Here is a 16,285-nt window from a genome sequence, read left to right on the forward strand (position 1 = left end):
AGAGTCCATCGTCTACGCTTTATATGGAGCAGTACCGATTTGCCTCTTAAAGGGAAATCTTCAACGGTTATCTCAGGCAAGAAGCCTTTGGATTGCGCTAATTCTGATTGGTACTCCTTGGGCAGCACGTTCTTTTCTTCTAGGTAAAAATGAACCTTACCTTCTGATGATTTATGGTCTACAATTTCAAAATAATCCATAACGCCTTCCGGTAACAAATACTGTGCTAATTTTATATCCAAGATTTAATCTGTTTTTGTCAAAGATAAAGTTTCTCCCCAAGTTTTACGTTTGATCCGGAATTCTGGGATCATTCCTAAATGTTGTGTTTAAACAAAAATAGTAGTCAATCTAAAAAGGAAAAATTCTATATTTTTGACACCTCTAAATTGTGTTCTGAAGGCTTTAATTTTTGCGTTAAAAGATGGATCATTCTTAAATGTAGTGTTTAAGCAAAATATAAGTTTATTTATTCTGTTATTAAGTTAAATGCTCCGTTTGTTAAAAACTCCGTATTTGGTTTAAAATCGGAAGCATTAAGTATTTGGGTGAACCCGTTATTTGTTGCCCCTATTTTGACCAACACTCTTTTATAATTTGTGTTTCCTTTTTTTACAAGAACAAAAAAGTCGTTATCAATATTGGCTACTGCTTCAGAAGGTAAAGCAGCATATTCTGCTGATGTGGTCAGAATTTCGGCTTCAATATACATTCCAGGGGCAAATAGCTTTACTTCTTCTTTATTGACTAAATCGCCATGCACGTCTACCGTTCTATTTTTAGCATTTATAGACTTGTTAACTAGATGCACAATACCCTTATATGTACTGACTAGATCGTTTTGCAATCTCACATTAATTTGCTGACCTTTTTTAACCAAAGGCAGGTCTTTTTCAAAAATCTTCAAATTTATGTGAAGGTCGTCTGTATTGGTAACCGTTACCGCAATATCCGATGGGTTTAGATACATTCCTTTACTTGCGTTTACAGTTGTTGCATAGCCCGATAATGGCGATCTTACGGTAATTAACGCCCTAATATTATCGCCTGTAAGGGTGTTAGCATTAATATTCATAAGGCTCAACATCTTTTTAAGAGATTGGTATTGTGCCAAAGTGACCGTGTATTCTGATTCCGCTTTTAAAAAATTCTTTTTTGAAGTCACATTATCGGCCAATAACTCTTTTTGGCGCTCATAATCAGATTTCAAATAGCTTAAACGTCCTTTAGCTTCCAAGAAGTCTTGCTGTGCCTGGACATATTCTGGATTTTCAATGGTAAACAGTACTTGGCCTTTTTTAACGATTTGTCCGGGAAGTAGTTTAATATCATTAACGTAGCCTGCAAAATGTGCGCTAACGTCTGCTTGATTCTGTGGAGGCACGGCAAACACACCGTTGGCCCTAACGACGGTATTAAAGGTTTGCATCGCTATTTTACCCAGTTCCATTTCGCCAGATTTAAATTGAGTTTCGGTAATGGTAATGACTTCTTTATTTTTATTCTCTATCGCTATATCGGCCGTGCCTTTTTCTTGTTTTTCTTCTGAATTGCAGGAAGTCAGCGTTAGTGTTAGCAGCAAAAGGAGACCTATTGAACTTATAAGATAGGTGAAAATGTGGATTATGTTTTTCATTGTTAATTGGTTAAATAGTTTAATTCTAGAACGGTCGCGTTATAGTCATTAAGATTCTGTAAATAAGTAATTTGAATGTTTTTAGCGCTTTCTAAAAGCTGTACATACTGCAAAAAATCTATCTCGCCGTTTTGAAAAGATTTCGATGCACTTTTAGTTAATTCTATAGCAAGTTTGCCTCCTGTTATGTCGTAATAATCTACCGCTTCTTGAAATTTATTTAAATCGGATAACAGGCCCTGATATTTCGATTCTAGCTGTATTTTGTAATTTTCAGATTCATCCGCCATTATCATAGTCTCTATTTTCGCTGCGTTTATTTTCGCCTTATTCGCCCCGAACCATAGCGGAATCGACACACCCGCTTGAAACCCATTATATCGCTTTGCATTCTCACCATTATTGGTACCCTGAAAGACTGAGATATGTAAATCGGGAAGCAATCGTTGCCTTTCCAAAGAGAGAGAATACTTACTTAGTTTTTCAGCGGAATCGTAATAAAGTATTCCAGGATGGTTTTTTAAATTTGTTTGTTGTAATTCTAGTTTAGGTAATTTTTTCTGTTCTACGGTAACCAATGAATCTGTTTGCAGCCATTGATGGAGCAGCGTAAATGCTTTAGTTACACCTTCTTTTTTTTGTGCTAAGGAAACGGATATTTCTTTTTGTTTTGCCTCTGCCGTAAGTTTTTCTAATAAATTAGTTTCGCCCACATCATATCGTTTATTGGCGGCTCTAGAAAACTGGCCGTAAAGACTGTCTAAAAAAGTGTATTGCTCGACAACGCTGTTATAGTAAACCACATTGTAATAGGCTTTATATACTTCTTTGGTCAAGGCCCTTTTATTTAAATGGTGCTGTTGCATGGATAAATCAACTCTTTGTCTTTCTACTTTACGTTGCGCACTATAAATTGTTGGAAATTGTAAGGACTGGCTAATCCCGATAACGTTTAATGGAAGCCCGTTTTCCGCAATATTATTGTCGTCAGTACTATAATATACTTGGGTTTTATCTATGTTTAAAGCACTTCCTACTAAATGTTCTGATTGCTCTATTCTTTTAGCCGAAGCCTTAAAGGCATTATTGTTCTCAATAGCAATCTGCACGGCTTGTTCCGCATTTATTGGGTTTTCTTGGGCACTTCCTAAAATTGGTAATAACAGTATCGTAATAATACTTAATGCCATTAGGTTTACTTTGGTCTTCACTTTAGGATGGTCTCCTTTTCTATCGAACATAGCATATAAAATAGGCAATACTAATAGAGTAAGTACCGTAGCGCTAATTAATCCGCCCACAACAACGGTGGCTAAAGGTCTTTGTACTTCTGCGCCAGCAGAATTTGAAATAGCCATTGGTAAAAATCCTAAAGCGGCCGCCGATGCGGTTAACAGCACAGGTCGTAATCTGTTTTTTGTACCCCTTATAATTCGCTCATTAATGTTGCTTATACCTTTGGATTTGAGTTCTTTAAATTCTTCAATAAGAACAATACCGTTTAATACGGCAATTCCAAAAAGAGCAATAAAGCCAACACCCGCCGAAATACTAAAAGGTAAATCGCGCATATAGAGTAAAAGCACACCACCGATTGCAGATAGAGGAATGGCACTATAAATCATTAAGGCTTCCTTTATGGAATCGAAAGCAAAGTAAAGTAGTATAAAAATAAGAATTAATGCAATAGGAACTGCTATTTTTAATCTTGCCGTTGCTGTACGCAGATTTTCAAATTGGCCGCCATAGCTTATAGAATATCCACTTGGTAGCTTAACATCCCTTTCAATAATGGTTTGCACATCTTTTACTACCGATTCCAAATCTCGGTTACGAACGTTTACACCAACCACTATTCGTCGTTTTGTATCGTCGCGCGAAATTTTTGCGGGGCCTTTCGTATAACTTATTTTAGCGAATTCGCTTAGTGGCAACTTAGATCCATTAGGAAGAGACACCGATGCTGTTTCTAAATTTTCAATATCCCTTCTATGGGCTGCATCGTAACGAATAACTAAATCAAATTGTTTTTCTCCTTCGAAAACTGTTCCGGCCGTCATTCCTGCAAAACCCATAGTGACGACCTTGTTTAAGTCTGAAATGTTTAACCCGTATTTGGCAATTTTTCTTCGGTCATATTTTACAGACATTTGGGGCAACCCAGCTGTTTTTTCAACTGAAATATCGGCAGCACCTTCTACGTTTTGGATTGCTGTTTCTATTTCTAAGGCTTTAGTGTAGAGTATGTCTAAATTTTCGCCAAAAACTTTAATAGCTAAATCGGCACGTACACCCGTAATTAACTCGTTGAAGCGCATTTCGATAGGCTGCGTAAATTCGAAATCTACGCCTGCAATTTCCGATAAGGCTTCTTTAAATTTATCGGCTAATTCGTCTTTCGTTTCGGCAGATTCCCATTCGCTTTTTGGCTTCAATTTGATGATAACATCACTTTCTTCCATAGACATTGGATCGGTAGGTACTTCAGCAGCACCAATCCTACTAACCACTTGTTCAACCTCTGGAAATTTTTTCAATATTTTCTCCATACGAGTTGTGGCTTCAATAGTTTTGCTCAACGATGTTCCGGTCTTTAAAACGGGTTGAATAACAAAGTCTCCCTCGTCTAAAGTTGGTACGAATTCGCCTCCCATTCGCGTAAATAGAAATCCGGTAAACACCAAAAGGGCTATTGCCATACCCAAAACCAATCTCTTTTTACGTAATGCCCATGAAATGGTAGGCTCGTATTTTCGTTCTAGAAAACCCATTAATCTGGCAGAAATGGTTCTTTTCTCGGTATTGGTTGGTTTAATAAATAGAGAGGCCATTACGGGTATGTAAGTAAAACAGAGTACCATAGCACCAATAAGGGCAAAACAGAAAACTAAAGCCATTGGGCGGAACATTTTACCTTCTACGTTTACCAAAGAAAGAATAGGGATAAAAACGATAATAATGATTAATTGTCCGAATACGGCAGAGTTCATCATTTTAGTCGCCCCTTGATAGGTGATTTTATCAATTAAATCTTGTCTTTCATTTTTTGGAAGTGCCAATAAAGTACTTCGTTGACTTGTGATTTTGAAGGCTATAAATTCCACAATAATCACCGCTCCGTCGATAATTATACCAAAATCGATAGCTCCAAGACTCATCAAATTAGCGTCTACACCAAAGATGTACATTAGGGAAAGAGCAAATAGCAAACATAAGGGAATAACGGAGGCCACTACCAATCCAGACCGTAGATTACCCAAAAGTAGTACTACTACAAAGATGACAATTAAACAGCCTAAAATTAGGTTTTCGACTATGGTAAAAGTGGTTTTGGCGATAAGCTCACTTCGCTCTAAAAAAGGATTGATAGAAACTCCGGGAGGCAATGAGGATTGTATTTCGGCGACGCGTTGCTTTACAGCTTCAATAACCGCATTAGAGTTGGCATCTTTAAGCATCATAACCTGCCCCAATACTTTTTCTCCTTCGCCATTTCCTGTTATCGCACCAAACCGGTTGGCGTGTCCAAAGCCTACTGAAGCAATATCTCTAACATAGACTGGAACGATTCCTTTAGTGGTTACTACAATATCTTCAATGTCTTGAATAGAACTGATAAGACCTTCACCTCTTATAAAATAGCTTTCATTTGCTTTTTCTATATAGCCACCTCCAGCAACGCTATTATTTTTTTCCAAAGCGCTAAATACTTCAAATATGGAAACGTCGATAGCGCGAAGTTGTTCTGGATTAATTGCAACTTCATAGGTTTTTAAGTGGCCTCCCCAAGTATTAACTTCTACCACTCCCGGAATACCAGAAAGTTGGCGTTTTACCACCCAATCTTGAATGGTACGCACATCAGATAGCGAATATTGTGTTTTGTGTTCTGCATCAACATCGATTATATATTGATAAATTTCACCCAAACCGGTGGAGACAGGGCCCATAAAGGGCTTACCAAAACCTGCTGGGATTTTTTCCTCTGCACTTTTAATTTTCTCGGCGATAAGTTGGCGCGGTAGGTAGGTACCCATATCATCATCGAAAACTACGGTAACTACGGAGAGTCCGAACTTTGATATCGAACGAATTTCTTTAACGCCCGGTAAATTCGCCATCTCTAATTCTACTGGATATGTTAAAAATTTCTCAACATCTTCAGTGGCTAAATTTCTAGAAGTAGTAATGACCTGTACCTGGTTATTTGTGACATCTGGAACTGCACCAATAGGGATATTTAAGAGAGAATATAAGCCAAATCCAATGATACCTGCGGTAAATAAAAGTACAATAAGTTTGTGATGGATACTATACTGGATAATACGTTCTAACATTTTTCTGTTGGTTTATGGAATAGAATATAACAAAAATATTTAAAGTATCTAAGAGGCTTCTAAACGGTTTCTTAAGATTCGCTTAAAATAGATTGTTCTTTGAGTAGCCGAAATAAAATTTAAATTTCTATAAAATTATGTCGAAAAAGTAAGGTGTCCATTTAAAAAAAATGTAAAATCTTATTTTGCAATTCGGTATTCTAAACCTTTTGAGCAATTACTAAAGATAGTTTTAAGATAGGTATTAATAGCGTAAAGCCACTTTAAGTTAAAAAACATAATATCTTTAAACAAGTCTGTTGGTCCTTAAAATGAGCCCTGAGTTATTTTAATATAAATTTCATTCCAAAAGAGATAATATTGGCTTTTAAACCCGTATTTCGTTTATAATTGGCATATTTTAAGTCTATATTTTTTAATCCAAATCTTGAAATATGCAGTTTTGTAAAAATATCGGTATAGCTTATTCCAAAGCCATATTGAATAGCGCTGAATTTCGATAAATCATAATCTGAAGTATAATACGTACTCGTCGATACATTCTGCTCAAAGGGTGCAAAATAATCTGCTTGTGTCTGATTGTAATACCGTAAAGAAGGGTAAAGTGTAAATTTATCATATAATTTAATGGGTACTTCCAAATTTGCAGTATGAGCAGTTATGCCCCAATCATCAAAATAATAGCGGTAATAAGTTCGTAAGGCAATGTTTTCATTGATAAAATAGTTAAAACGTACTCCCATAGGAATTTTAAATCTGCTATCGGGAAGTCTTTCAATATCATCTGCTAATTGAAACACGTCCTTATTATTTGGTGAGGAGTAATTGGGTATGCTTGCAGAGTTACCAATATAGTAATTAGGTACATCGCCAAAATAGACGCGCTGTAAAGGATTGGCTAACCAACCTTGTTGTTTAACCATGTCTATAAATAGGGATAGTTGCGCATTTTTGCTTACTATTTGTGAAAAACTGAAGGATGCAGAATAGGAGTTTCGAGATTTATCTTTAATCAAACCAAAGCCGTCTATGGGGTGCCAGTTGCTACTAGCAATTCCATTTTGGTCTAAAATAGTAACGCCCTTAAAAAAGCCATCGTTCAAATTACCGTTGGTATCAGTAAAGGCTTTTAATTCGGTAGGATAAATAGGTCGCCAAGCATCTAAATACACTTTTGCACTTACGCCCACCGATGTGTTTTTTTCATTAAACAGTTGGGTTACACCACCACCAAAGCCTATGGATGAATAATCGTATTCGGTGGCAAAAGATGCATCCACGTTCCAAATGGTGTTTCTGTTATCAGAGCTATGCGAATAATCTATACTTACACTTCCCCAAGTATCTTGGCTTGAAGCACCTGAAGATGCAACCCAAGGGCTTCCAATGACATCTTTGGGTACGATTGCCATTTTATCATCATCATCATCATCATCATCATCATCATTAGCTGAAGCACCAGTAACATCAAACGGATTTCCATTACTGGAGGATGCAGAAGTATACGTAGAAATTCCGGCATCTATGGTTAAAACATCGTCGGCATTCAAAGGAATACTCACAACAATAGTGGGGGTGAAGTCGGTTAAATATTCCTTACCGATACCGCCCGTTACAGAAGCATTATTACCATCTTGAACATAATAACTGGTTAAAAAATCTATTTCGGTGGTTTCTAAGACCCGTTTTTTATAGACTTTTGTCGAATCTTGTTGCGCCGTTATTTTTCCGAAGATTAAGAGAACAGTAATGAGGATTATTTTTTTCAATTTCATTTTTATTATTTAATTACACCCACATCCACCACCAGATTTTCCGCCATTGGCGCCAGACGCACCTTCTCTATAAACGTGAAAGTTGGTTTCAAACCTGTCTATTTTTCTTTGTGATAAAATCATATCTGGATCATTGATATTTATTTTTTCGTATTCTTTAACTACAACACAAGACGTTAAAGTGGTTACAATACCGATTAACATTATTGTTTTTTTAATCATTTTTAACGGGGTTTAATTCTATGTTTTTCGAGGTGATAATTTGGCTGTTATTATCAACGATGATACATTCTACACCATTTAATTGGTTAATAAAATCCAATCCGGTATCGACACCCATTACAAAAATGGAAGTTGCTAAAGCATCCGCAAGTTCTGCGGTTTTAGCGAAAAGTGTTACACTTAAAATTCCTGTCGCTGGAAATCCGGTTCGAGGATCAATAATATGTGTGTATAATGTATTATTTAGTCTTACATATTTTTCGTAGTTACCAGAAGTTACTACCGCGCTATTTAAAACAGGCAGCCAAGAAAAAACTTTTTCTTTATTTAAGGGGTTTATAATGGCGACCATCCAATCTTTTCCATTAGGTTGTTTTCCCCACGTATTTAAGTCGCCGGAAGCATTAATAATACCCGATTTCACTCCTATACTTTGTAATAATATTTTAGCTTTATCTGCTGCATAGCCTTTACCAATAGCTCCGAAACCAATTTTCATACCTTCGAGTTTTAAAAATACTGAATGTGTAACGTCATCTAGGATTATATTTTGATAGCCTACTTTTTCTACAGACTTTTTTATGTCCTCTTCAGAAGGCAATTCTTTCATGCGACCATCAAAAAACCAAATTTTATCCATAGAAGCATAACTAATGTCAAAGGCGCCATTAGTTAGTAATGAGATTTTTAATGCTCTTTTTATAAGTTCAAATAATTCACCGTCAACAACCACAGGTTTTATTCCTGCATTTCTATTAATTTTGGATGTTTGGGAGTTTTTATCCCAAGAAGAAATTAGTTTTTCAATTCTAGAAATTTCGTTTACTGCTATATCGATATATTCATAACATTGTATTGAATCTTTAGCTACAACAGTGAGGTCAAAACGACTTCCCATAAGCGTAACCGGTTTAACAACGACTTCTTGACCAATAGCTAGGGACGTTATTACAAGGACGATTATAAAGAGACTATTTTTCAAAAGTTTGCAGTTTTTTAAAATACAATTCTGGAGTTGTTATTTCGTAACCTAAATCTCCTAGAATTGTACCTTTCGAGTTGAGAACAACCACGTATGGAAAGTATCCCTTTTGGTTATATTTTTCAGCTAAATTATTGTTTTGAATTTGTTGATCTTTGGCTAATGCATTTTTACTTTTACGAGGAAAGTCCGCTTTAAGCATTACAAAATAATCTTTTGAAAGTTCTTGGAATTTACTAGTGCTCCATATCTCTTTATCTAATTTAATACAAGGAGCACACCAATCGGAACCCGAAAACACCAAAATTATGTTTTGATTGTTTTTTTCTGCTTTAGCCGAAGCACTTTCCCAATTAGTTTCCCAATTCTGGGCACAGACAATGGACGACAGCATCAAAGTGTAGATAATGATTATGTTTTTCATAGTAGTTTAATTTATAGCTATTAACTTTGTAAAAGTAATTTTAACCTTTAAGAGTTGTCTAAAGAAATTCTTAAGATTCGCTTAAAACGCAATTGAAAAAGTGGTTCCAACGTTGCGTTCACTTTCTACATAAATTTCTGCCTGTATAGCATCGGCAGCCTTTTTGGCTATAGAAAGTCCTAAACCGTTACCAGAAATACTTTTATGGGTTAGTGCATCAGATCTAAAAAAACGATGAAACAAATTATTTAAATCCTCTTTTTTGATACCTATGCCTTCATCTTGAATTTTACAAACAACTTTTGAGTTTAGCAGTTGGATGTCTATCTTTATTATAGTCGCGTTATTTGAATATTTTATAGCATTGCCAATGATGTTCTCCAAAATTAAATTAGAATAATATTGGGGCACAACAGCTTCTAAAGTAACGCCATTATTAAAGTGTATTGCAAGTTTTTTTTCTGCTATACGTTTTTTATGCCTTGAAAGAATATCGTCTATTATGGTAGATAAAGGTACTAGTGATTGGTCTGTTGTTTTTGCATTGGTATCTAACCTAGCCAGCACTAAAAGTTGTTCTATAGTCGCAGTAATTCTATCTATTTCGGTAAGGCTAAATTTAATTTTATCCTCATATTCTGAGAGGTCTCTTGGTTTTCTAATTAACACCTCTAAAGTGCCTTTTAAGGTAGCCAAAGGTGTGCGTAATTCATGAGACGCATCAGAGGTAAATTGTCGTTCTCGCTCAATGGCGTTTTCAATACGTTGTAATAATTGGTTAATACCCGAAGATAATTCGTAGAGTTCGTCTTTGTTTTGGGGTAAAACCACCCTTTCATTCAAATTATTTTTTGTAATTCTTTTTGTTGTTTCGGTTATAATTTTGACTGGTATAATACCCCGACCTGCTAGATATCTAGAAATAAAATAGAATCCCATTAAAAGAAATAAGTACGAAATAACCAAAACGTTTCTTAAGTTAAGTAATACCATTTTTGAGGATTCTAATGACATTGCAGCCATTATAAATCCCTTAACTTTTCCGTTTTCTTTAATGGGTAGCTGTACTTGTCTAATAGCTCTACTATTTAGTGTTTCATTGAAATGGCCACCATAACTTTGTTGTGGGTTAAATATGAGAACATCTTTTTTAAGATTTGGAGATTTGTCCATAAACAATCCGTCTTTATTGAGTATTTGAATAAAAACAGGGTTAACCTGCACTTCGCGATGTTCTCTTTCTTCCCACTCTTTTTTATTTTTTATTTGTACGCTATCTCCAACAATTTTAATTTCTCCGGTGTGTTTTTTAGCTTCATAAGATAGGTCGGTATCTAAGTTTTGATATACTGTTCCCTGAACGACAAAATAAACAACTATAAATGCCAGAGCCATAATTATGGCAGTGGCTAACATATAATGTAATGCAATTCTATTTCTAAAAGTTAAACTCATATTTCTTTGGCGACATAGCCTATTCCGCGAACGGTTTGTATATAGTTTTCATTTTCTCCTAATTTTAATTTTTTACGAAGCGCATTAATATATACATCAATAACCCCTGTGTTATATTCAAAGTGAATGTCCCAAACGCTTTCTATGATTCGGGTTCTTCGGCAAACGATACCCTTGTTACGTATTAGGTATTCTAACAGTGCAAATTCTTTTTGCGTGAGGCTAATTTCTTCTTCCGATTTAAAAACTTGATGTGTTGCGGTATTTAGTATTATGTCTCCAAGCTTAAAAACGGAATGTTCTCCAGATTTTGGGCGTAATTGCACTTTAATGCGTTCTAACAGTTCTTCAAAATTAAAAGGTTTTTTAATATAATCGTTTGCGCCAGATTGAAGTCCGAATACGGTTTCATCAACGGTGTCTTTTGCGGTTAAAAAAATGATAGGGGTGTCTTTAAACTCTTTTCTAAACTGACGACATATTTCGATACCGCTCATACCGGGTAACATCCAATCCAAAAGCAATAAATCGTAATCGCCAGAAAGTGCTAATTGAAGACCTTTTTTACCATCTTCGGCAATATCCACCGCATAGGACTCTTCCTCCAGACCTTGTTTAAGGAAGTTAAATATACCGGGTTCATCTTCTACTATTAAGATCCTCATTGTGCAAATATTACAATTTTTAATTAAGTTAAGATTTGTGTTTTCTTAAGATTGGCTTAAAATTAGTCCAACCTTGCCTCAGTGTGTTTTCGCCATAAAGTGATTCATTCTTTATGTTTCATTTTTCAATTATACCCTGAGAAATCAGTCTTTCGTTCTAGGAAAGTGTAATTCTTTAAAATAATGATTAACTATAGATTTTGTCAAAGGAAAAACGTCTACCAAATAGCCAATAAAAAGGCGTTTCATGCCGTTAATAAGTACAACGATTGGGATGATTCTAAGCTTAATAAAATAAGTTAAAGCTATTATATTAGCCCAGTATTCTATAAGTTTAAATGTCTATACTTATTTCCATCCACTCACTATTCTAGAAATGACTTCTTTTGAATTTGTTAATTCTGCGGTCCATACAACAACGTCTTAGAGTACAATAAATGCAATTAAATTATAGCAGAAATGAAACCGCTATTGTGTAATGAGTCATTCGATATATTTACAATACTTTTTTTCCATACTAGTCACTTTTAGCGTGTTTGTTTTATACGAGCCTATTGAGTTCGCTAATAAAGCACCTTCTTTAACACTCTATATGGTGGTCTTCTAGGTTAAACTAACGCCAAATGCATAGCCGGCCAATGCTGTTAATCCCATTGCCACAGTTCCCCAGAAAGTGATTCTAATAACTGCTTTTAAAATATTAGAGCCTCCTGTTTTAGCAGCTAAGCTCCCTAAAATAATTAAGAATAAAAGGGCAGAACTGTAGAGGTAATATTCCATAGTATCCAATGGTAAAAACAGGGTTACCAATAGTGGTAGCAGCCCTCCAACGGTAAAGGCTGCCCCAGAAGCAAACGCGGCTTGAATTGGCTTGGCTTGACTCATTTCGTTAATTCCTAACTCATCTCTAATGTGCGCCGCTAAAGCATCTTTTTCTGTTAATTCTTTAGCAACTGTTAATGCTGTTTCTTTTTTTAGGCCTCTCTTTTCATAGATTTCCGCCAACCGTAGTAATTCAATTTCGGGCATTTCTTCTAGTTCCTTCTTTTCTCTCTCGATGTCTGCTTGTTCTATATCTGTTTGAGAACTCACAGAAACATATTCTCCTGCTGCCATTGATAAAGCTCCCGCAACCAATCCTGCTACCGTAGCCAATATTACAGGCGCTCTAAAATCGCTTGCGGCGGCAACACCAATAGCCAAACTAGCTGTTGATAGAATGCCGTCATTTGCTCCAAGTACCGCCGCTCTTAACCAATTACTTCTGTGTATATAGTGATTGTCTAAATAATTATTTTCAAATTCTGACATTTTTTAATTCCTTGTTTCTTATCGCTAATATACGATAGATGTTAGTGTTAAAATGTGACTAATGTCACATATAGTAGCTCGGACTATTAATTTTCTGTGGTCAAGGCCAAATTCTTAACAAAAAACTTACAGCATCAATTCTCTTATAGTATCGCATATGTTAAAACCCTAAATTATCGAATACTAGTTAAAAAATTGGCTTTAGCTATACAACTTACTTAAAAGTCTTTAAAGGCTTAAGAAAATTTTGATAATGCTAATTTTTAACTAAATTTATCTGTTGAAAAAAGATGGATGTGGAGCAAAATATTATAATAAGGTTCTTGACAGGTTATCACTAAAAGCTTTAACTTTAGCCTTGAAAAATTCTGCCTATACACGTGCGCTGAATCAATCCTTAATATGTAGATAAACCACCTTTTGTTGTTAATATGTAAACAAAATTTGTTGTACTAGACCGCTCTATAGGCTCTTGTTAAGTCTGTAATTAAGTATTTAACAAGATACAACGAAATGGAAATTTCAGGAGTCTGAGTTTTATGAAACAATAACGTGATCTAAAAAAGAAGGTGTTTTAGATAAAAAAAGTAAATTAATATTTAAATAGATACTATTATGGCAAAAAGTAAAGACTCAAGGAAAAACGTAAAAAAAGAATCTGCTAAAACTCCAAAAGAAAAAAAGGCAGAAAAAAAAGAAAAAAAATCTAAGAGAGATTAAAGGATCCGCAACTAAAATCGTGCGCTCTAATTGCAGCAGGATTGAAAATTAGAACCGGTAGCGTATTAACATACAATTGAGAAGCAACACATTACAACACAGAAAAGAGGTGTAAATATGGCGAGAACTAATTGTATCCGTAGTTGTGTTCTTGGTCTAAAAGAAAGAAATTTAAAAAGGAGGAGGGCTATGAAATCTAAAGCCTTCCTCCATTTAATTATCCCTTATATTTTTTGAATAATACAGCGGCACAATGGCCTCCAAACCCAAAAGTATTACTTAGTGCGTAATCAACAGTTTTAGATGTTTTTTTACCGAGTGTTATATCCAAATCTGAAGAAATTGCTTTATCAATTACTGTCGTGTTAATTGTTGGTGGAATCCAATTTGTGTGTACCGATAGACAGGTCGCTATCGCTTCAATCGCTCCAGTACCACCCAAAAGATGTCCGGTCATAGATTTTGTACCACTAATACTAATGTTTTTTAAATTGTCATTAAATAGTCTTTTAATGGCTTTGGATTCTGATACATCTCCAGGGCCCGTAGAGGTCGCATGTGCATTAATATAATTAACTTGGTTTGGCATAATGATACCTTCCCTTAAGGCTTCTTTCATGGCGAGATAAGCCCCTTTTCCTTCAGGGTGAGTATTAGTAATATGGTAGGCATCGGCCGTTTCACCACCACCACTAATTTCGGCATATATTTTAGCATTCCGTTTTAGTGCACTTTCCAAGCTCTCCACCACTAAGGCACCAGCACCTTCACCAAGCACAAAACCGTCTCGGGAATTATCAAAGGGTTTGGATGCCGTTTTATAATTCTCATTGTTAGTCGATAGGGCTTTCATAGCGTTGAATCCACCCACTGATGACTGATTAATTGGCGCTTCAGAACCACCAGAAATAATGATATCTGCTTTTCCCCATTTAATATAATTAAACGCTTGAATTAAACCTGTTGTAGAAGAGGAGCAGGCAGTAACAGGGCAGGTGTTTACCCCTCGTAAGCCGTGTTTAATAGATAAATAACCGGCCACATTATTAGCAATTATCTTGGTAATAAAAAAGGGATTGAACCTTGGGTTATTTTGATTCTTACTAAATTCGATGATGTCCTTTTCCATAGTTTCAAAACCGCCTATACCGCTTGAAAATATAACCCCGATTCTGTCTGTATCTAAGGTGTCAAAATTTAAATTTGCGTCTTTAATCGCTTCATCGCCAGCGATAAGACCATATTGAGTAAATCTGTCCAGTTTCCGACTTTCCTTTCTGTCAAAATAATTTAAGGCATCATAATTTTTTATCTCGCAGGCAAAGTCTGTTTTAAATTGTGTAGTATCAAAGCGCGAAATTTTATCAGCTCCCGATACGCCGTCAAGCAAATTATTCCAATAGTCTTTTGTGTTATTTCCTATAGGAGTTATAGCACCTAACCCTGTTATTACTACTCTTCTCATCTTCCTTCTATTTTAATAATTTATTTAAACTGTTGTCTCAACTTCTTCTTTATAATGGCCATCTATAAGTTTTAGTTGTATTTCACTAAAAACGGTAATTGTTCTATCCACATCTTCCAAGGTGTGATCTGCCGTTGGAATTAATCTTAAAATAATCATTCCTTTAGGTACCACAGGATACACAACCATAGAACAAAAAATATGATGATTTTCTCGCAAATCACGGACCAATGCTGTTGCTTCGTCGATGGTTCCATTTAAATAGACCGGAGTAACAGGTGAGTTTGTATCGCCTATATCGAACCCTGCATTAATTAATCCATTTTGTAAGGCGTCTGTGATTTGCCATAATTTCTCTCTTAATTCTGGTTGTGTTTGCATTAACTCAAGTCGCTTTAAAGCTCCAAAAACCATTGGCATAGGTAGTGATTTAGCGAATATTTGAGACCGCATATTGTATTTGAAAAACATAATAGCTTCTTTGGTACTTGCAATGAATGCGCCTATCCCAGCAAATGCTTTTGCAAAGGTGCCAAAGTAAAAATCAATGCCATCTTGAATTCCTTGCTCTTCTCCTGTACCGGCACCTGTTTTACCCATACAGCCTATACCGTGCGCATCATCTACCAATAACGAAAAACTATAATTTTCTTTTAAAGCAACAATTTCTTTAAGCTTGCCTTGGTCGCCTCGCATTCCAAACACTCCTTCAGTAATTAATAAGATTGCACCTTTTGTTTTTTTGGTTATTTTTTGGGCACGTTGTAATTGTTTTTCACAATCTTCGATATCATTATGTTTAAAAACGAAACGCTGTCCCATATGTAATCGTGCCCCATCGAGAATACACGCGTGCGACTCGGCATCGTATACAATAATATCATTTCTGTCCACCAAGCAATCAATTATGGAGACCATACCTTGATAACCATAGTTTAATAGAAACGCATCTTCTTTACCAACATAATCGGCAATTTCGGATTCAAATTTTTCGTGAAGTTTGGTATTACCGCTCATCATTCGGGCGCCCATAGGATAGGCCAAGCCATAACGTCCTGTTCCTTCGTTATCAGCTTCTCTAACTTCAGGATGGTTTGCCAATCCGAGGTAGTTATTTATACTCCAGACTAATTTTTCTTTTCCATTAAAAGTCATTTTATTGCTAATTTCTCCTTCAAGTCTTGGGTAAGCGTAATATCCATGAGCATAGTGTGCGTGCTCACCTAATGGGCCTAGGCGTGTTTGTAGTTTATCGAGTATATTCATAGATTATCTTTAAAAATTAATTATAAT

Annotated in this window: 12 protein-coding genes; all 12 read right to left on the reverse strand. The window is 35.6% G+C overall.

The annotated features are described in order from the left end of the window. The coding region (locus ES677_RS00005; RefSeq protein WP_148380069.1) for an ISAon1 family transposase N-terminal region protein at positions 1-242 on the reverse strand (242 nt) is incomplete at its 3' end. Between the two features lie 227 nt (positions 243-469). Further along, positions 470-1,636 carry an efflux RND transporter periplasmic adaptor subunit gene (locus tag ES677_RS00015; RefSeq protein WP_148380070.1) on the reverse strand — a complete coding sequence of 389 codons (1,167 nt, stop codon included), beginning with the start codon at positions 1,634-1,636 and terminating at the stop codon, positions 470-472. A gap of 2 nt (positions 1,637-1,638) precedes the next feature. Further along, positions 1,639-5,973, reverse strand: a complete 4,335-nt coding sequence (locus tag ES677_RS00020; RefSeq protein WP_148380071.1) for a CusA/CzcA family heavy metal efflux RND transporter — start codon at positions 5,971-5,973, stop codon at positions 1,639-1,641. 323 nt (positions 5,974-6,296) lie between these two features. Then, positions 6,297-7,748, reverse strand: coding sequence for a DUF3570 domain-containing protein (locus ES677_RS00025; RefSeq protein WP_148380072.1), 1,452 nt, complete (start codon positions 7,746-7,748; stop codon positions 6,297-6,299). Positions 7,749-7,757: 9 nt separating this feature from the next. Then, a complete protein-coding gene (locus ES677_RS00030; protein WP_148368804.1) occupies positions 7,758-7,970 on the reverse strand; it encodes a DUF4266 domain-containing protein in 213 nt (70 codons plus the stop codon). Further along, a complete protein-coding gene (locus tag ES677_RS00035; RefSeq protein WP_246124293.1) occupies positions 7,963-8,952 on the reverse strand; it encodes an FAD:protein FMN transferase in 990 nt (329 codons plus the stop codon). Before ES677_RS00035 ends, ES677_RS00030 begins: the two co-directional genes overlap by 8 nt. Next, complete coding sequence (locus ES677_RS00040) at positions 8,942-9,376, reverse strand: thioredoxin family protein (protein ID WP_148380073.1); 435 nt, start codon at positions 9,374-9,376, stop codon at positions 8,942-8,944. The genes ES677_RS00035 and ES677_RS00040 overlap by 11 nt, the downstream gene beginning before the upstream one ends. Positions 9,377-9,457: 81 nt before the next feature. Next, positions 9,458-10,831 (reverse strand): sensor histidine kinase, encoded by a 1,374-nt coding sequence (locus ES677_RS00045; protein ID WP_148380074.1) that lies wholly within the window; start codon positions 10,829-10,831, stop codon positions 9,458-9,460. Continuing rightward, complete coding sequence (locus tag ES677_RS00050; RefSeq protein ID WP_148380075.1) at positions 10,828-11,496, reverse strand: response regulator transcription factor; 669 nt, start codon at positions 11,494-11,496, stop codon at positions 10,828-10,830. The genes ES677_RS00045 and ES677_RS00050 overlap by 4 nt, the downstream gene beginning before the upstream one ends. 603 nt (positions 11,497-12,099) lie before the next feature. Next, the gene (locus tag ES677_RS00055; protein ID WP_148380076.1) at positions 12,100-12,807 is read right to left on the reverse strand and encodes a VIT1/CCC1 transporter family protein; all 708 of its coding nucleotides are present in this window, start codon (positions 12,805-12,807) and stop codon (positions 12,100-12,102) included. 937 nt (positions 12,808-13,744) lie between these two features. Then, a complete protein-coding gene (gene fabF, locus ES677_RS00060; RefSeq protein WP_148380077.1) occupies positions 13,745-14,992 on the reverse strand; it encodes a beta-ketoacyl-ACP synthase II in 1,248 nt (415 codons plus the stop codon). 24 nt (positions 14,993-15,016) lie between these two features. Then, complete coding sequence (locus ES677_RS00065) at positions 15,017-16,258, reverse strand: aminotransferase class I/II-fold pyridoxal phosphate-dependent enzyme (protein WP_148380078.1); 1,242 nt, start codon at positions 16,256-16,258, stop codon at positions 15,017-15,019. Between the last annotated feature and the right edge of the window lie 27 nt (positions 16,259-16,285).

This window comes from Bizionia gelidisalsuginis, from assembly GCF_008086185.1.
Lineage (GTDB): Bacteria > Bacteroidota > Bacteroidia > Flavobacteriales > Flavobacteriaceae > Bizionia > Bizionia saleffrena.